Genomic DNA, 18,714 nt, shown 5'->3' with positions numbered 1-18,714 from the left:
GTTATACTTTGTTCCCTATGGGTGAGTGTATTGTCTAAATCAAAAAGAACAGCGCGGATATTCATTATCTTTTTCAACACAATTTATTTCTTTGCTAGCTTAGCGACATGCTAAGCTAGCAAAGAAATAAATTGTGTTGAAAAAGATAATGAATATCCGCGCTGTTCTTTTTGATTTAGACAATACACTCACCCATAGGGAACAAAGTATAACGGTTTTTAGTCAGCGACTTGCAAACGCTTATCAGAGCTTTTTAAACCAGATTGATATTCTTGAAATTAAGCAAATCATTGAATATATAGATCATGGTGGATATCCACTTCTGGAGCGATTAACACATAAGACGATTGGCGCTTCAGTTGCTTACGCATTGATCGAGCAGCTGGATTGGAAAAGTAAACCTGATCCGGATGAATTAACGCAGTTTTGGTTTGACGAATTTGGGCTGTCAGCAGTCCCCATGTCGGGGGCATTTAGTGTACTGGAAACCTTAAAGCAACAAAATTATAAGTTGGCGGTGGTTTCCAACGGGGGGCATGCTACAAGGCAAACCATTATTAAAGGATTAGGATTCGAGCATTTTTTTGATGAGATTATTAGTTCAGAAAGAATAGGCATTTCCAAGCCACATCCTGAAATTTTTTTGAAAAGTTGTGCACTTTTAGGTGTTTCCCCACAGTATAGCTTGTTTATAGGCGATCATCCTGTAAATGATTTCATGGGAGCAAAAGATGCAGGTTTAAAAGCTTTATTGTTAGAAGGGTTTCATGAGCATGACATTAATGATACAACAGCGAAAATTACTCGCTTGTCGCAAATTTTTGAACATTTATAAAATAAAAAAAGCAGCTCTTAAGGGCTGCTTATACGCTAAAGTTACTGATCATTAAAATAAATTATCTTCGGAGTTAGCTGAAATCCGGTGAATAGATAAATCTGCACCTCTAAACTCATCTTCCTGACTTAAACGGATTCCCATAACTGCTTTCAAAGTGCCATAAACCAGAAAACCGCCTACAAGAGCAATGAAAATTGCCAGTATTGTACCTATACACTGAGAAATAAAAGACACACCACCTAAGCCACCGAGCCACTTTTGACCCAATATTCCAACAGCGATACCACCAAAAGCACCGCAAACCCCATGCAACGGCCATACACCTAGTACATCATCAATTTTGAGTTTATTTTGCGTATAGGTAAATAATTTGACGAAGATAAGACCTGCACATAGACCAGTGAAAAGGGCACTGACAGGATGAACGATATCAGAGCCTGCACAGATTGCGACCAGACCTGCCAACGGACCATTATGTAAAAAACCAGGATCTTCATCACCGAAGAAATTCGCAGAAATAGTACCACCCACCATTGCCATAAGTGAATTAATGGCAACTAGACCAGAGATAGCATCTAAACGCTGGGCGCTCATGACATTAAATCCAAACCAGCCAACGATCAGAATCCATGAGCCTAACGCTAAGAAAGGAATGGAAGAGGGAGGATGGGCACTAACACGTCCATCTTTTTTATAGCGACCATGCCGAGCACCTAAGAGCATGACTGCGGCAAGTGCGATCCAGCCTCCCATTGCATGTACAACGACAGAACCAGCAAAATCATGGAACTGTGCACCGAAATTATTTGCCAGCCACTGTTGTATTCCCAGGTTGCCATTCCAGGCAATGCCTTCAAAAAAAGGATAGATCAATGCAACAAGAAAAAGTGTCGCAATCGCCTGAGTCTTCATTTTGGCACGTTCTGCAATACCGCCTGAGATGATTGCAGGAATTGCTGCTGCGAATGTTAATAAAAAGAAACAGCGCATCAGATTGTATCCATGCTCACTAGCCAGAGTAGTTCCTACATGGAAAAAATGTTGACCATATGAGATGTAATAGCCAATAAAAAAATAAGCAATCGCAGATATGGAAAAATCGGTCAGAATTTTACTTAAGGCATTGACTTGGTTTTTATGCCGAACTGTTCCTAATTCTAAAAATGCAAATCCTGCATGCATAGCCAGAACTAGAATTGCGCCAAGCAATAAAAAGAGTAAATCAGTATTTTGCATAGGAAGTCGCTTTTGGTGCGGGATGTCACAATTTGGAACAAGTATAGCGATGCGAAATTTTTCTAAAAGAGAGATTGTGGTGGAAAAAAATGATTAAAAAAGCTAAAAAATCATCAAGACTCGATATAAGGCAAATCATGCACTGTTTTGGATTTACTGCACTTTGTTGGATCATTAAAATACATTGATTAAAAAGTGAATTGTTTTTTAAATTATATTTATATTAATGATAATTAAATGGAATAAATAGAACTATTAAATAAAGCCTGTTTTAGTGATAAAACAGATTATAAATTTATAATATAAACAACTATGATTAAAAAACGACCATAAAGTAAAGCCTCTCAAAGTTGAAAGGCTTTATGTTGAAAATCAGTGCAAGTTTTGAGTGATTTTTTGCATGATTTGAACCAAAACTTCAAACTCACTATGTAATGGTGTACTTTTTCGGGTAACCAATGCGAGTGTACGTGATGGTGCATTTTCAATTGGCTTCACTAACAAGTGTTCATTACTTCTAAGCATGTTGGCATGAACTGCGATCTCAGGAAGCAACGTAAAACCTAGATTGGAGCTAACCATTTCAACTAGTGTTGGTAATGAACTGGCTTTAAGGCGATGATCATTTTTACGTTCACCAATAGGGCAAGCACTCAAAGTGTGATCACGTAAACAGTGACCTTCTTCCAGTAACATTAGGTGTGATAAATCCAGATCATCAAGTGAGCGGGCATTAACTGAATTGGTATCAGCCTTGTTGCATACAAGGAACAGGCTTTCTTTTGCAATTTCAGCAACTTTTAAACCACGGGTGTCAAAAGGTAAAGCCAATAAAATCATGTCAAGATTGCCATGTTCTAAGCGCTCAACGATTTTCTCACTTTGTGCTTCATGCAAATGTAACTGGATTTTCGGAAGTTGGCGATGCACTTCATCCAGAAGCTCTGAAAGAATGAATGGTGCAATGGTTGGAATAATTCCTAAATGCAGGTCACCTGTTAAGGGTTCACTCATTTCACGGCTTAATCGCATTAAGTCTTGTGCATCAGCGAGTAGGACACGGGCTCGGGCAACCACTTGTTCACCAAGAGGAGTTAAACGTACATTTTGTCGATCGCGCTCAACAAGTACGCCACCTAATAAGCGTTCCAGTTCCATAATTCCACCCGAGAGGGTAGATTGTGTTACGAACGAACGGCGTGCAGCTTCAGTGAAGTGCAACGTTTCAGACAGTGTAACCAGATATGACAGCTGTCTCAGGGATGGTAATGCAGCCATAGTGTCCTAAATTTTAAGATTTAAAGTGATGCGCAAATAAACGACTCAACTGAGGAATAAAATGCGGAGGTATATCATGCCCCATTCCATCAATTAATTCAAACCTTGCGCCTTCAATTGCTTTAGCAACCGCCTTACCGTGGCTAGGAGGAAGCAAACGATCTTTCGAACCATGGACAACCAGTGTCGAATGTGGAATTTGCTTATCCAGTTTTAGCAACGATCCAGTACATAATATTGCTAAAAACTGTTGAAGTACACCCGCAGGATGATAACTCCGATGATATAACTTGCGAGAAATCTCTAATGCCTCGATTTGATTTAAATAACCAGGTGATCCAATATTCTTGAAAACTTTTAGGCTGTGATTGATGATTCCCTGTTCATCACGGGATTCTGGTTTGCCAATCAGACTAAAAAGTTGTTTTGGAAAAGGGGGAGGAAGTAGTGGCTGATTATTGCTGGTAAACATCAAGGCTAGTTTTTCTATTTTTTCTGGATATTTTGCAGCTAAAATTTGTGAAATCATTCCGCCCATAGATGCACCGATGACATAGGTTTTTTTCAGACCTAGTTGATCTATCAAGAGTGCAACATCATCAGCCATATCATATAAATCATAAGGAGCGCCTTTGTTACCTAAACCTAGTGCAAAGCGTCCCATGAGTTTGTATGGATTCAGTCTTGGTCCCTGATGACGTATTTTGGAAGATAGGCCGATATCCCGATTATCAAAACGAATTACACGGAAGCCCTGATCAATGAGTGACTTACAAAAGAAGTCTGGCCAGAAAAGCATCTGTGCACCTAAGCCCATGATCAAAAGAATGCTGGGATGATCGTTTCGACCACCAATTTCTACATGCAAGTCTATACCATTACTTAAACTTACCTTGGTTTCTTGCATGAAGTGAGTATATGGTGAGCGATTGAACTGCAAGGCTGTATTCATTTTATCTTCCTTAAAAAAGGATATTGTGGCCACACAATATCCTTGATCAATAACTCAGACTGATGCAGGTATCAAATCAGGAACAAGTTTGGTTAAGCTTAAACGTTGTTTCCCTGCTGTTGGCCCCAACAGTACAAAACCGCGAAGTGTCCCCTGATTGTCGGTTGCTTTAGCAAGCATCCCATCATCATATTCTTCGGTTTCCCATTCAATTTCAACATCAAGAGGTGCTGGCAGAACGGTGAGTGGAGCAGCAGGTGTTTTAACAGCAACAGGCATCGCCGGATAGTGTACAGAGGTTTTTTGCCCAGCCAGAGTTTTGGCTAATGCACGTGCTTGCTGCATGATTGGCATCACATAGGGCAATAATGTCCCATTAACTTCTGCACAGTCTCCAATCGCATAAATATTTGCCTGATTCGTTTCAAGCAAAGCGTTAGTAAGTACACCACGACTGGTATGGATACCTGCTGTTTTTGCCAAAGCAATATTGGGTTGTAAACCAATTGCCGAGAGGACTACATCAGCAAGTAAGCTTTGACCATTTGCCAGTGTGACGATATAACCTTGTTTTTCGTGTTTTGATATACGTTCAACAGTTGTACCCAAGACAAACTGTATACCTGTTTCTTCTAGATTTTCTTTAAAAGCTGTTGCTACATGAGCTGGTAGTAATCGTCCTAAAGGGAGTGGGGCAAGATCAATAACAGTTGCTTTATGTCCTGTATTTTGTAAATCATTTGCAAATTCGCATCCGATCAGACCTGCACCTAAAATCACAACACGTTTATCGGAACAGTTTTCTTTTCCACAATTTTCAAGACTATCTCGGAATGCGCGATAATCAGTTAATGAGTTAACAACATGAATATCATCGCTACCATCACCAGAGATTGCTAGGCGAATTGGATTAGCACCAACGGCTAGAATAAGTTTTGAATAACCTTGGGTAGAGTGTTGTCCATTTTTTTCTAATACCAGTTCGTGCTGGTCTGAATGGATTTCTTTAACCCATGTATCCGTTTCAATACGCATATTCAGCTGTGTAGCCATTTTATTGGCATCACCCAGTGCGATTTGATCAGGAACTTTATTACCTGCTAAGGCATTTGATAGAGTCGGTTTTGCATAATTTATCGCATCATCTGCACAAATCATGACAAGTTCATGTTCACTGTCTAATTTGCGAAATTCACGTGCAAGGGTATAACCCGCCATACCAGAACCAATGATAACGATAGGTTGCATAATCTTCTCCATACATGTTGTATTGAATGGGTTGAAGAAGCTTTAATATTAAATATGATTCATCAACCCTCAAATTATTGATAGTTCTATTAGATTTCTACCATTTCAAAATCTGCTTTTGATACGCCGCAATCAGGGCAAGTCCAGTCGTCAGGGATATCTTCCCATTTTGTGCCAGCTGCAATACCATCTTGTGGCCAGCCCTCAGCTTCATCATAAATCCATCCACAAACGATGCACTGATATTTCTTCATGTATTCCTCCAAACCTAACAGGCTACATTTTCACTCTGCTAGTTAAATTCTAAATTCGCGACGGCTTAAGCAATATACTTTATAAGCTTTACATATTTGAATAAATTTTTACGCTGTTCAACCCGCAATGTAAAGCAAATAACGGAGTTTAATTTACTTTGCTAAAAGCAACATGGCAGAGTAGGACAAAAGCTGTGTACTTTTGGCAAATTTTGGCTATTTTTTGTTTTGATTATGTCGTGTGGTTGAGATTTGATCAATGATCTATGTGTCTATGGAAAAATAATAGATAGTGAAAGTATCGATTGTATAAGTGACCTAAATCCAGAATTTATTCTATTCAAACCCGATTATTTATATTGGTCATAAAAATTATGATTTTTAATCAAGTTGATACTCATAACGACATACCCAACATTTATTTATAAAATGCTCTATTTTAAATCAATAACTTATAAAAATATATAAAGAAATCTAGTGGTTAGTATACTGTTCAACTTTAGTCTAATGCGCTAAAATTCATTCAATCCCTTTTTTTAATATTTTTCTCATGATGAACCAAGCTCATGCTCTATGGTCACAGATTCGTACTGTGCAAGATTTTCCAAAACCTGGTATCTGTTTTTACGATTTAACTCCGTTATTTATGAGCAATATTGAGCCATTAACAGATGCTTTAATTGCAAGTATCCCTGTTGATGTACTTGAAAATGTAGAAAGTTTTGTAGCCGTTGAAGCTCGTGGTTTTGTGTTGGCTAGCTTGTTGGCACAACGCTTGGGGAAAGGACTTCTTCTGGTACGTAAAGCGGGAAAACTTCCACCACCAGTGGTTGGTGTTGGTTATAGCCTGGAATATGGTTTGGACCGATTAGAAATGTCTGCTGATATTAAACCGCAAAAAGTCATTATTGTGGATGATGTGCTGGCAACAGGTGGAACTTTGAAAGCTGTTAAACAGTTGATGAATAAGTGTAACCATGAGGTTCTTGGGGCGAGTATTTTCTTGGATTTACCAGATTTACACCAAAGTTTAGGGATGAATATTTGGTCTGTTCTGGATGAAAAAACACGTCCAGTTGCTGAAGTTGCTTGATTTTTATTTGAAGAAATTTTAAAGCCTTGTGAATACAAGGCTTTTTTGATTTTTAAATATGGAAATGTAAGTGATGTTGTTCAATCAACTGTATAAGTGAGTTAATATTTTCCGGTTTTGCAAGGCGATGGTGACCACCTTCAACGGCCTCTACCTGCATAAAAGGTTCAAGTTGCTGAACAGTGTGATACATATCTAAAATTTCATCACCTAATTCGATATAAGCCATTTGCATGATGTCATTTTCCAGATCATCTTCACTAATAGACGGGTAATCTGCACGAAAGTCGGGGTGCAGGCTAGGATTGGCAACTACCGTGGGTAATTTATGTTTTAAAGACATTTTTAATGCCCAGTACCCTCCGAGACTATGTCCAACAAGGAGTTCTGGCTTGATTTTATTTATGATTTCATCATAAAAATCTTCAACTGTCTGAAAGTTCAGATTTCTGTAATCAATATTAATGCAGTATTTTTGTGCAGCATCAATGGCATGAAACTTGGTTGATTCACGTGAAGAATCCAGTCCATGTAAAAATAAAATCCGAGATGTGCATGTATGGATCATTACTGCTTTCACACTCTTTAATTGGCTACAATGAATATTTCATTGCTATTTATATTGTATGTTGTCTCTTGAAAATGATTCTACTTTGCAAGACAAATTTAGGCTGTAAGCATTTGGTCTAAGAATCTACTAAAAATTAAGATCATTTATCTTCACAAGTGATTTTAAAAGCCTGTCCAGCCGTATATGCAATCAATTTACCATTTTGATTAAATGGGTAGAACCTCATTGAATTAAATGAATTTTCAATTAGTTTGTTGAACTTTTTATCAGAAGTTTGATTTATAAAGTCAATTTTCCTGATGATGCCATTTTCATCAACTGATAATTTGACCCATCCACTGACATAAGTCTTATTTTGACTAATTAAACCAGCCCTGAAATCACTATGAGCTAAGTAGGTATTACACATATGCGCAATATAATGGGTTGCATTGCTTAAATCAGGACGGGTTCTGATAGTCACACCATATGGGAATTTGATCGTCAAAGCATATCCGGCAAAATGTGCTGTTTTTATATCACGATGATGTACAGAAGAAATTCCTGTGGTTTTAGGGAGATCGTCATAATGAATATTATTTGCCAATTCCAAAGCGCGAGTATTTAACAGTTTGAAATGTGGGTTTGGGTTATGAAGTGTTGTAATTAACCTTTGTGATTCAGAATCAACCTTAATTGTAATTTTCCAGCTATAGTCCTGATTATCAATATTTGTTGCTTCAAAAATTGGTGCTAATATATAAATCTGTTCAGGCTCAATCCCGACATTTTCTGCAATTGAAATTGGAATGTAAACAAACCATAAAGAAATAAATAAGATTGTTTTCATTATTTTAAGAATTTTGATCTTCATTTTTTAAAATTAAATGTTATACGCATTTATAGACATACGCATTATGTTGGATTTCTGCTATGCTATGCAACTTCCGTTTTTAATACACATACGAGGCAGAGATGACGCAACATAACGCTCAATCGACTTCTGAACAACATATTTCCGAAAACGATTTAATTGCACAGCGTCATGCCAAGTTAGAGCACATTAAAGAGCATGCCAAGGAAACTGGAAATAGTCCTTGGCCGAACACATTTAAACGTGAACATTATGCTCAGGATTTACAAGATCAGTTTGAAAATAAATCGAAAGAAGACATAGAGGCTGCTGAGCATGTTTATGTAAAAGTCGCTGGTCGTGTTATGTTGAACCGTGGTTCATTTATCGTGATTCAGGATATGACCGGGCGTATTCAACTTTATGTTCCGCGTAAAGAACTTGAAAAAGATGTTCTTGATACGATTAAAGGTCTAGATTTAGGCGATATTATCGCTGTAGAGGGATATATTGGTCGTTCTGGTAAAGGTGACCTATACGTTCATATCGAAAAGTTTGAACTTTTAACAAAATCGCTTCGTCCTCTTCCAGACAAGTTTCATGGTTTGACAGATACAGAAGTCAAGTATCGTAAGCGCTATCTTGATCTGATTGTGAATGAAGAAACACGTAAAACCTTTGAAATTCGTGCCAAAGTGGTTGCAGGTATCCGTAATTATTTGACCAGTGAACGTTTCATGGAAGTTGAAACACCAATGATGCATGTGATTCCTGGTGGTGCTTCTGCGCGTCCTTTTGAAACGCATCATAATGCTTTGGATATGCCTTTGTTCCTGCGTATTGCGCCTGAATTGTATTTAAAGCGTTTGGTTGTTGGTGGTTTTGAACGTGTATTTGAAATCAACCGTAATTTCCGTAATGAAGGTGTTTCAACCCGCCACAATCCAGAATTCACAATGATTGAGTTCTACCAGGCTTATGCTGACTATAAAGATTTGATGGCTTTGACTGAACAAATGCTTGAAAAATTAGCACTTGATATTTTGGGCTCAACAGATGTGCCTTATCAAGGTGAAGTGTATAGTTTTAAAGGTCCTTTCAAAAAGATCTCAATGTTTGATGCGATCTTGGAACATAATCCAGAATTTACCCCAGAAAATGTTGCTGATCGTGAGTTTTTGGCAAAATTCGTTCAAGAAACCTTGAAAGAACAGGTTAAACCTGGTTTTGGTCTAGGTAAACTTCAAACCATCGTATTTGAAGAAACTGTGGAAACCAAACTTCGTCAACCTACATTTATTACTGAATATCCAGCGGAAACTTCACCACTTGCTCGTCGCAATGATGAAAACCCACATATTACTGACCGTTTTGAGTTCTTTATTGGTGGTCGTGAGCTTGCAAATGGTTTTTCTGAGTTAAATGACCCAATCGACCAGGCTGAACGTTTCCAAGCGCAGGTTGCTGAAAAAGATGCTGGAGATGATGAAGCAATGCATTACGATGCTGACTTTATTGAGGCACTGGAGTATGGCTTACCACCTACAGCAGGTGAGGGAATCGGTATTGATCGCCTTGTGATGCTTTTTGCTGATGCACCAAGTATTCGTGATGTGATTTTATTCCCGCATATGCGCCGTAAAGATGCGTAATTATTTTAATTGATTGGAAAAAGCCACTTTAACAAGTGGCTTTTTTTTGTAGCGAACGTTAAAAAATGTAATAAATGCGTTTCCATATTGAAAAAAAACTGGAAAAAACTTAAGGTGTGGCAAAGATATAAAATGAGAAATGAGAAGCACATGTTTCTGAAAAAAACACTATATGTTGCATTACTGGCATCGGCGTCTTCAGCGGTATTTGCTCAAGGTTTGGTTTTAAATGATCAAAACTTACGTACAGATTTAAACTGGTTGGTTCAACAAGGTGTTATTCAGATCAGTACATCAACATGGCCAATGAGTGGTGATGAAATCAATCGTGCACTCAGAAATGCGAAAGTTTCAAACAATACACAACAAAAAGTGATTGATTCAATTAAACATAGCTTAGAAGCGGATAATGAAATGCTTAAAGCTGGTTTATTTGCATCGACTGATCATAAAGAAATTCCTCAGAACTTTGGTGATAAAGACAAAGCTCAATATTCAGGATTTTTGGAATTTAATGCTGGTGGTGAAAATTGGGATGCTAAGATCCGTGTAAACGGTGAAAGTGAACAACATATCCGTGATGACCACAAAGTGAATGTAGAGAATTCATATATTGCTGGTAAGCTTTGGAATCAGTGGGTTTCATTCGGTCAGATTCCAACATGGTGGGGACCTGGGCATGATGGTAGCTTGATTCGTGGTGATGCTAGCCGCCCAGTTGTCGGTTTTACCATGCAGCGTGCAGAACAAAAAGCATTTGAAACTAAATGGCTGTCTTGGATTGGACCTTGGCAATATCAAATTTTTGGTGGTCAATTAAGAGATTATACCGCTGTACCACATGCACAATTGGCTGGAATGCGTTTTACGGCGCAGCCTTTACCATTTTGGGAGTTGGGTCTATCGCGTTCATTCCAGATTGCGGGTAAAGGACAACCTGATAGTTTTAAAGCTTATTGGAACGCAATCATCGGGAATGATAATGATTGCCGTAATACTAATGGCACATGTGTAGGTGATAAAAACGCGGCCAACCAGATGGCAGGTTTTGATACACGTATCAATTTGAGCCAATTGATTAATGTTCCAGTTTCGATTTATGGTCAGGCAATTGGTGAAGATGAACGTCATAGTATGCCTGAAAAATACTTTTATCTGGCAGGTATTGATTTCGCTTCAAGCTATAAAAATATGCCATATTCTCTATATGTAGAATGGGCAGATACGGGTACTGATGGAAGTGCTAAAGGAATTACTTATAACCATCACCAATATAAAGATGGTTATTATCAACAAGGTTTTTCTCTAGGTCATGCATTAGGTGGCGATGGACAAATGATCTCTGTTGGTGGTGATATCCGTTTTGATCACATGAACCGCTTAAATGGTCGTGTGATTTATGCCAAAGTAAATCAATTTGATAATAAAGGACTTTATGTTGATCATCCGATCAATGAAGCTTTCCCTGAAAAAGATAAAATCAAGGCATTGGATTTAACTTGGACACATTATATAAAACCAGACATCCCATTAAAAATTAATGGATGGGTAAGTGATGCAGATAAACGCGGTAATGACTCTGGCGCATCTATCGGTATTGAATTCCCGCTTGATAAAAAGACATTTGGTTTTTAAGCCATAGCAAACTCTAAAAACCCATTTAAAGTTCTAATCACTGATTAACCTTAAATGGGTTTTTTTATGCTTTGGACAAAACAGCCTGAGCGATTTTTATAAAAGCTTGTGTTGCAGGACTAATATGTTTTTTATTTTTTACCGCAAGAGCAATGGAACGTCTGATATTCGGTTTCAATGGTCGTTTGCATACATCAGGGTAGAGTGATAATAGGTTCTGGTTTAATGCCATATCTGCCACGATACAAATACCAGTTTGCTGATTGACCATACTGATAATCGTCAGCATTTGTGAGAAATGACATTTGATCTGAGGTTGAATATTAAACTGTTTTAGGAGTTGTTTAACGTATTTCTGGCTGCCAGCAGTGGTCATAATGAATGGATAATCTGCCAGTGCTTGAACAGGTATGGCTTTCGATTTGGCAATTGGATATGTACGAGGAACGAGTGCAATAAAAATATCTTCTATTAGTGGAAAAACATCAAAGCGGTCATCTGGTGAAATAATAAAACCAACATCAATTTTTCTTTCTAAAATCCATTGTGGAATTTCATTATCATCACCTTCATCAATATAAACATCAATCTTAGGATATTGTTTGCGGAATTCTTCAAGTATCAATGGAAGTAAGACGATAGATGACGAGGCACCAAAAGAACCGATTCGGAGTGTACCTTCATATAAACCATGAATAGCCGAAACTTCCTGTTCTAGTGTTGACGAAATACTGAGTAATTCCTTGACATGTGACAGTAATTTTTGCCCTGTTTCTGTCAATTCAATATCACTTTGTGCACGAGAAATTAAACTGACACCCCAATGGGTTTCCAGAGATTTTAATGCATGAGATACAGCTGATTGAGATATTCCTAAGCGTTCAGCAGTAGCAGTAAAGCTTTTTAATTCAGCAATTAGTGCAAAGATTTCTAATTGGGTAAAAGTCATTGCATTACATCATGAGTAAAAACTCATTTTAACATGAATCATAATAATCGATAGGATATCGGGAAATGTACTAGATTCTGCATTTAGGTAAGGATACAAAGATGAATCAGGATATCGTCAGACAAATGTAGTTAGGGAAATAAAATGCAAACGATTATTTTATCTTTATTTCCCCTGATGGCATTGATTGTCATGGGCTATGTGTTAAAACACAGAAAATTTGTTACAGAGAGCTTTTGGGGCGGTGCTGAAAAACTAAATTATTATGTATTGTTCCCAGCGATGTTATTTAGCAATCTGGCAACAGCAACTCTTGATGTAACAATAGTGAAAAACATCATTTGGGTAGCAGCAATCGTTTTAACTATTGCTTGTGGTGGTATGTACATACTCAAAAACCTTTTGCAGATTCCGGCTGCCCGATTTGGTGTCTATGTCCAGAGTCTGGTCAGATTTAATACCTATATGGGTTTGGCTATTATTGCTTCATTATTTCACCAGCAGGGGATGGTGATCTTGGCTATTGCTTTGGCGATTAGTATCCCTATGGTGAATGTCGTTTCTGTACTCGCTTTAACAGATAGAAATTTGGCCAATATTCAGTCGATTATTTTATCCTTGATCAAAAACCCACTCATTATGTCATGTGTATTGGGTGCTTTATACAATGTATCTGGGATAGGCTTATGGGGCGGGCTGGAAAATTTTATTCATCAATTGGCTATATGTAGTTTACCCTTAGGACTGCTTTGTGTCGGGGCTGCTTTACAATTTTTCGAGTTGAAAAAAGACATCTTGATATTGATCATAAATTCATTAGGACGGCTATTACTCATGCCTTTGATGACTTATATCGTATGTTATTTTTTATCTATACCGACTTTGGAAACACAAGTTTTAGTGGTGTTTGCAGGACTTCCTACCGCATCAGCATCTTATATTTTAACCAAAGTGTTTGGAGGAGATAGCCAGCTTATGGCAGGCGTGATTAGCTTGCAAACATTGTGTTCAGCTTTTACCTTACCAGTGGTTATTTTATTTGTGATGACAATTTAAGATCTATTATGAAAATACGACCATAGCCATCTTCATAATAGACCAGATAGCTCAAAGAAAAATGTTTTTGAGCTATCTAGAGTCAAATATTTGTTAAAGCGTAATTGAAGCCCCAAGAACTTTTACAAACTGAGCCAACCATGCAGGATGTGCTGGCCAAGCAGGTGCTGTAACCAGATGACCATCAGTTACAGCTTCTGTCACAGCAATATCCGCATATTGACCACCAGCAAGTTTAACTTCAGCAGCACAAGCAGGGTAAGCCGAGCATAACCGGCCTTTCAGGACATCAGCGGCTGCTAGCAGTTGTGCACCGTGACAGACAGCGGCAATAGGTTTTTGGGCGTGGTCAAATTCACGAACGATCTCAATCACACGATCATTCATACGTAGATATTCTGGTGCGCGACCACCTGGGATGACAAGACCAATATAGTTTGTTGTATCTACACTTGCAAAATCATAATTAATTGCAAAATTGTGTCCACGTTTTTCACTATAAGTCTGATCACCCTCAAAATCATGAATAGCAGTTGCTATGTTATCACCTTGTTTTTTATCAGGACATACTGCATGAACGGTATAACCCAGTCCGGTTAAAAACTGAAAAGGTACCATCGTTTCATAGTCTTCTGCATAGTCGCCGACCAGCATGAGCAATTGTTTAGCCATTTTATTCCCCTCATTGTTTGTTGTTAAATTTCTTAGCTATCAACATAACATAGTTATGTTAGAAATAGATTTCATATGAAATCTCATGATAAGTCATTTGATTTTTCATCCAATAAATATCTTTAGTATCAAAGTTACTTAAATACAAAAAATCAATATAATTAAAAAAATGCTAAAAATAAGCAACAAGTATATTAAATGTGTTAAATCTAATTTAAGTTTAAATCACTAAGCTCACCGAGCATTAATTCAAAAAATAAGGACTTCTGAAAGTATGTTTAAATCGTTCTTTCCAAACCCTAAATGGTTTTTTTTGTCATTTGTAATCTGGTTTTTTATTAACCTTATTTTGTGGTATATGGGAGGCAGAGAATGGGGTGTGTATTTGGGCTTTCCACAAGGATATGCTTATGCTGAACTTCCTGTAGGTGTTAGCCGTTTCTGGGCACCTTCATTTTTATGGTTTTATCTATGGTTCTTTATTTCAACTGCTATTTTTGCAGGTTTTTGGAAGTTTTTTGATCAAAATAAATGGCAAGGATGGTCGGTTTGGGGATCAGCATTTATTCTGTTTAATGTTTGGTTTGGCGTGCAGTCAAGCGTAGCTGTGAATGCTTGGTATGGTCCATTTTGGGACTTAATCCAAAAAATGCTATCTAGTGGCGGTGGTAATATTCATGATTTATATATGGGGACATTAACTTTTTTACTCATTGCCATGGTTGCCGTGACTATTGCTGTGATTAATCTATTTTTTGTAAGTCATTATATATTTCGCTGGCGTACAGCAATGAATGAATATTACACAGCAAATTGGGATGTTCTTCGACATATCGAAGGTGCATCGCAACGTGTTCAAGAGGATACCATGCGTTTTGCTACGACATTGGAAACTCTTGGTGTAAGTTTTATCAAGGCAATCATGATCTTGATTGCTTTCTTACCAGTGCTAATTCAGCTGTCTGAACGTGTACCTGTACTACCTGTAATCGGTGAAATTAAATATTCATTAGTTTGGGCAGCAGTAGGGTGGGCAGCATTTGGTACTATTCTTTTAATGGTTGTTGGGATTAAATTACCAGGTCTTGAATTTAATAATCAAAAGGTTGAAGCGGCTTATCGTAAGGAGCTTGTTTATGGTGAAGATTATGCTGAACGTGCACAACCACAGACTTTAAAAGAGTTATTTAGCAAAGTTCGCTTCAATTATTTCCGTTTATATTTTCATTATGCTTATTTCAATTTAGTCAGTACCTGGTATGCTCAACTCGATATTTTATTTAGTCTAATCGTGTTATTCCCCTCTATTGCAGCAGGAACAATGACACTTGGTCTACTCAATCAAATTGCTAATGTATTTGATAAAGTCCGGGAATCATTCCAGTATTTAGTGAGTTCGTGGAAAACGATTATAGAATTATTATCAATTTATAAGCGACTAAAATCATTTGAGTCTGTTTTGAATAAGTGATGTATGAATTTAACCCGCCAAGGCGGGTTTTTTACAGTAAAAATATTCCTGCAACTGCACCAAAAAGCATGACCCAAAGCGGATGTATGTTTTTAAAGAAGCTTAAAGAAGTTGCAATGATAACAACGATAATTAAAAGTAAATTGTAAGCGGAAGCCTGTGAAATTATATATGCACTGGCAAGTACCAGACCTACTGTAATCGGTTTAAGTGCCTGCTCAAAACGTGCACGATATGGATGGTCTTTAAAACGTTGCCAAAACTTCAATGCATAAATGGTGATGATTGATGAAGGCGCAAATTTGGCAATGGATGTGACAAATAATCCAGCTGGACCCGCGACATGCCACCCTATCAATGACACAATCATCATGTTCGGTCCTGGTGCTGCCTGAGCCATTGCAAAGTAAGAGCTAAATTGTTCTGTAGTCAGCCAATGATGAACCTCTACAACTTGGTGCTGCATTTCAGGTAAAATAGCATTACCTCCGCCAAATGCCAGTAATGACAGTTGAGTAAAAACAACAGTGAGTGAGAATAAAACATAGATCATGATTTTTTCACTCCTAAAATCAGCATATTCATCACAACTAAAATCAATAAAGTCAGTAATAGTGGGAGCTTGAAGATGATCATGAAGACAAAAGCCAGTGCTATGGAGGAAATCGTTATATAGCTTTTAATAATAGGCTTTGCCATTTTTAAACCAGTTGCAAAGAGTAGACCTGCGGCAGCAGCAGCCAGCCCCTCGATTATATGTCTTACAGTTGGAATTGATTGAAACTGGGCATAAAGCTCATAGATGAGAATAACGATAGTGGTCGGTGCAAAAATGAGTCCTGATATTGAACTGATTGCACCTTTGACACCATGAAAATCATAACCTATAGCCGCAGCCAGATTGATGATGTTACCACCTGGTAAAATTTGACAGACTCCAAGCAAATTGGTGAACTGTTCAGCAGTGAGCCACTTTTGATCTTCTACGATCATCCGGTGGGCAAGGGGGAGTACACCACCAAATCCCATCAAACCTAATTTCATAAAACCTATAAACAATGCTTTATTTGATGGAATGCTTATATCTTCTAGCGCCATTGCTTTGCTTTTCATCTAAAACCTCGCTTTCTTGAGGTGATTATGAGCTTGTGTAGCCATAAAGAAAAATGCTATTTTTTGCACAAGACATACCTTAAAAGTATGTTTTATGTGATATTCAAATGAGTGCAAAAATGATCGATATTCACAAGTTAAAAGCTTTTATTGCGGTAGTTGAAGAAAGTAATATTTCACATGCTGCAGTTCGTCTGAACATGCAACAGCCACCTTTAACAAGAATTATCAAAGGCTTGGAAGAAGATCTGAATGCAGAGTTGTTAGTACGCTTACCTCGTGGCGTGGAGGTGACAGAAGCAGGTAAAGCCTTGTATCAGGAGGCTTTAACCATTTTGGCGCATGCACAGGCAATACCAAAGCGTGTACAAAATATTTCGCAAGGTCTAGAAGGGCAAATTAATATAGGTTTTACCAATTCAGTAGGTTTACATTCTTTTTTACCAGCATTGTTACGTAATTTTCGTGAAGCTTTTCCCCGTGTGTCTATTCATTTGGAGGAAGATGGCAGTAGTTCTTTGATTGATTCGATCATTAATGAAAAAAACGACATCATCTTTTTAAGAAAACCTGCACCAAAAGGTTTGGGTTTAACCAGTTTGCATGTTCTGGATGAACCGTTAATTGTGGCTTTGCCAAATAATCATCCTTTGGTTGAGCATGAAGAAGTTATTCAGTTGCTGGATTTGGAACCTTATGATTTTGTATTGTATCGCCGTTTGGCAGGGCAGGACTTGTTCGATAATATTTTAGCAAGTTGCTATCAGGCTGGATTTAGTCCGAAGATTGTACAGGAAGCTCCAAGGCTGACTTCCAGCCTGAATCTGATTGCGGCTGGTATAGGCTTATCCATAGTACCTGAAGCGATTCGGGATTTTTGGAACAAGCAGATTGTATACAAGCCTTTAAAGGCTGATACAGCTTGTATCGCCCCTATTTATGCTGTTTATAAAGAGCATATAGGAAATGTAAGGCTAGAGCATGTGCTGGATTTGCTGTCGAGTCATATACATTGATTTTCATGCAGCAAAATTTGGATTTTGAATTTACGAAGTTATAACAGGTGTATTGTCTGGATTTGTGGTACAAAGAAACTGCTTTAAAATAGGAGTCGCCAAATGCTGCGCCATTTTTATAATACTGTTATCCAACATCACCTTATAAATAAAGTTCGTGCTCTGCTGATAGCTGTATCGTTACTGGGAACGACTCAAATTGCTTTAGCTGGACCAACTGTAGATCAGTTAAGCGATTGCTTAGTGAAAGCAACAACAGCAACGGATAAGACAACCGTACTACAATGGACATTTGTTGCTTTATCAGCACACCCTGAATTGAAAAGCTTTTCAAATGTAACGGATGAGCAAAGAAATCAACTTGATCAAAAATTTGCTCAAGTTTTGCAGCGTGTGATCGTAGAGCAGTGTTCAGCTCAGACCAAGGCTGTAATTCAGGCTGAAGGTTTACAAGCCGTAGGTGATAGTTTTCAAGAGTTAGGACGTTCAACAGGTGAAGGTATTATTAAAAACCCTGAAGTCAAACAACAGTTGAAAGGTGTAATTCGTTATATTGATTTGAACAAATTAGTGACCACATTTTTAACACCTGATATTTGGAATAAATTGGGCGTGGTTCGTGGTAAGTAGTCATTTATAACACTGCTATTATGTGACTCGAAAACAACTTGGGATGCTAAGGTGGCCGTTACTGATCACCTATAAGAAAAAGCTCACATGTTGTGGGCTTTTTTGTAGTTGGAGAATATATTTGAAATAATAAAATACTTTATTGCTTTTTTAATAAGTATACAATTTTATTAGTCGAATATTCGAAATAATGCCAAGAATAGTCCTCTTATCAATAA

19 protein-coding genes are annotated in these 18,714 nt (G+C 37.7%); 8 read left to right on the top strand and 11 right to left on the bottom strand.

Annotated elements, in window-relative coordinates:
* The first annotated feature begins 148 nt into the window (after window positions 1-148).
* A complete protein-coding gene (locus tag KPC_RS08285) occupies window positions 149-835 on the top strand; it encodes an HAD family hydrolase (protein ID WP_121973911.1) in 687 nt (228 codons plus the stop codon).
* Between the two features lie 51 nt (window positions 836-886).
* Here the strand turns inward: KPC_RS08285 and KPC_RS08280 are convergent, their stop codons facing one another.
* From KPC_RS08280 to rubA, 5 genes are all read right to left on the bottom strand, one after another.
* A complete protein-coding gene (locus tag KPC_RS08280) occupies window positions 887-2,074 on the bottom strand; it encodes an ammonium transporter (protein ID WP_121973910.1) in 1,188 nt (395 codons plus the stop codon).
* A 372-nt stretch (window positions 2,075-2,446) separates the two neighbouring features.
* Window positions 2,447-3,352 (bottom strand): LysR family transcriptional regulator OxyR, encoded by a 906-nt coding sequence (gene oxyR / locus KPC_RS08275; RefSeq protein ID WP_121973909.1) that lies wholly within the window; start codon window positions 3,350-3,352, stop codon window positions 2,447-2,449.
* A 13-nt stretch (window positions 3,353-3,365) separates the two neighbouring features.
* On the bottom strand, window positions 3,366-4,304 hold the full coding sequence (gene estB, locus KPC_RS08270; RefSeq protein WP_121973908.1) for an esterase EstB: 939 nt from the start codon (window positions 4,302-4,304) through the stop codon (window positions 3,366-3,368).
* 54 nt (window positions 4,305-4,358) lie between these two features.
* On the bottom strand, window positions 4,359-5,552 hold the full coding sequence (locus KPC_RS08265; RefSeq protein ID WP_121973907.1) for an NAD(P)/FAD-dependent oxidoreductase: 1,194 nt from the start codon (window positions 5,550-5,552) through the stop codon (window positions 4,359-4,361).
* Window positions 5,553-5,641: 89 nt separating this feature from the next.
* Entirely contained in the window at window positions 5,642-5,806 is a 165-nt protein-coding gene (gene rubA, locus KPC_RS08260) for a rubredoxin RubA (RefSeq protein WP_004678010.1), read from the bottom strand.
* 550 nt (window positions 5,807-6,356) lie between these two features.
* Between rubA and KPC_RS08255 the strand changes: the two genes are divergently transcribed.
* Entirely contained in the window at window positions 6,357-6,899 is a 543-nt protein-coding gene (locus tag KPC_RS08255) for an adenine phosphoribosyltransferase (RefSeq protein ID WP_121973906.1), read from the top strand.
* Between the two features lie 52 nt (window positions 6,900-6,951).
* Here the strand turns inward: KPC_RS08255 and KPC_RS08250 are convergent, their stop codons facing one another.
* Both KPC_RS08250 and KPC_RS08245 read right to left on the bottom strand, forming a co-directional pair.
* Entirely contained in the window at window positions 6,952-7,467 is a 516-nt protein-coding gene (locus KPC_RS08250) for a YqiA/YcfP family alpha/beta fold hydrolase (RefSeq protein ID WP_197747750.1), read from the bottom strand.
* Between the two features lie 142 nt (window positions 7,468-7,609).
* Window positions 7,610-8,299, bottom strand: coding sequence for a hypothetical protein (locus KPC_RS08245; RefSeq protein ID WP_121973905.1), 690 nt, complete (start codon window positions 8,297-8,299; stop codon window positions 7,610-7,612).
* Between the two features lie 125 nt (window positions 8,300-8,424).
* On the opposite strand from KPC_RS08245, the gene lysS reads away from it, so the two are divergent.
* Window positions 8,425-9,954, top strand: coding sequence for a lysine--tRNA ligase (gene lysS, locus KPC_RS08240; protein ID WP_121973904.1), 1,530 nt, complete (start codon window positions 8,425-8,427; stop codon window positions 9,952-9,954).
* Between the two features lie 150 nt (window positions 9,955-10,104).
* Window positions 10,105-11,589 (top strand): capsule assembly Wzi family protein, encoded by a 1,485-nt coding sequence (locus KPC_RS08235; RefSeq protein WP_121973903.1) that lies wholly within the window; start codon window positions 10,105-10,107, stop codon window positions 11,587-11,589.
* Window positions 11,590-11,653: 64 nt separating this feature from the next.
* On the opposite strand, the gene KPC_RS08230 is transcribed toward KPC_RS08235, so the two are convergent.
* Window positions 11,654-12,538 (bottom strand): LysR family transcriptional regulator, encoded by an 885-nt coding sequence (locus tag KPC_RS08230; RefSeq protein ID WP_121973902.1) that lies wholly within the window; start codon window positions 12,536-12,538, stop codon window positions 11,654-11,656.
* Window positions 12,539-12,682: 144 nt separating this feature from the next.
* Between KPC_RS08230 and KPC_RS08225 the strand changes: the two genes are divergently transcribed.
* Complete coding sequence (locus KPC_RS08225) at window positions 12,683-13,594, top strand: AEC family transporter (protein ID WP_121973901.1); 912 nt, start codon at window positions 12,683-12,685, stop codon at window positions 13,592-13,594.
* Between the two features lie 93 nt (window positions 13,595-13,687).
* Here the strand turns inward: KPC_RS08225 and KPC_RS08220 are convergent, their stop codons facing one another.
* Entirely contained in the window at window positions 13,688-14,266 is a 579-nt protein-coding gene (locus tag KPC_RS08220) for a DJ-1/PfpI family protein (protein ID WP_121973900.1), read from the bottom strand.
* Between the two features lie 274 nt (window positions 14,267-14,540).
* Here KPC_RS08220 and sbmA point away from each other — a divergent pair, with 274 nt between their 5' ends.
* Window positions 14,541-15,737: a peptide antibiotic transporter SbmA gene (gene sbmA / locus KPC_RS08215; protein WP_121973899.1), complete on the top strand. Its 1,197-nt coding sequence runs from the start codon at window positions 14,541-14,543 to the stop codon at window positions 15,735-15,737.
* 31 nt (window positions 15,738-15,768) lie between these two features.
* On the opposite strand, the gene KPC_RS08210 is transcribed toward sbmA, so the two are convergent.
* Both KPC_RS08210 and KPC_RS08205 read right to left on the bottom strand, forming a co-directional pair.
* A complete protein-coding gene (locus tag KPC_RS08210) occupies window positions 15,769-16,290 on the bottom strand; it encodes a chromate transporter (protein WP_121973898.1) in 522 nt (173 codons plus the stop codon).
* Entirely contained in the window at window positions 16,287-16,850 is a 564-nt protein-coding gene (locus tag KPC_RS08205) for a chromate transporter (RefSeq protein WP_121973897.1), read from the bottom strand. The genes KPC_RS08210 and KPC_RS08205 overlap by 4 nt, the downstream gene beginning before the upstream one ends.
* A gap of 119 nt (window positions 16,851-16,969) precedes the next feature.
* Here KPC_RS08205 and KPC_RS08200 point away from each other — a divergent pair, with 119 nt between their 5' ends.
* Window positions 16,970-17,866 (top strand): LysR family transcriptional regulator, encoded by an 897-nt coding sequence (locus tag KPC_RS08200; protein WP_121973912.1) that lies wholly within the window; start codon window positions 16,970-16,972, stop codon window positions 17,864-17,866.
* A gap of 102 nt (window positions 17,867-17,968) precedes the next feature.
* Window positions 17,969-18,496: a hypothetical protein gene (locus tag KPC_RS08195; RefSeq protein WP_121973896.1), complete on the top strand. Its 528-nt coding sequence runs from the start codon at window positions 17,969-17,971 to the stop codon at window positions 18,494-18,496.
* The last annotated feature ends 218 nt before the right edge of the window (window positions 18,497-18,714 follow it).

This window comes from Acinetobacter stercoris, assembly GCF_900323515.1.
Taxonomy (GTDB): Bacteria; Pseudomonadota; Gammaproteobacteria; order Pseudomonadales; family Moraxellaceae; genus Acinetobacter; species Acinetobacter stercoris.
The sequence above is the reverse complement of the archived record's forward strand: the minus strand, read 5'-3'. Positions and strand labels throughout refer to the sequence as shown.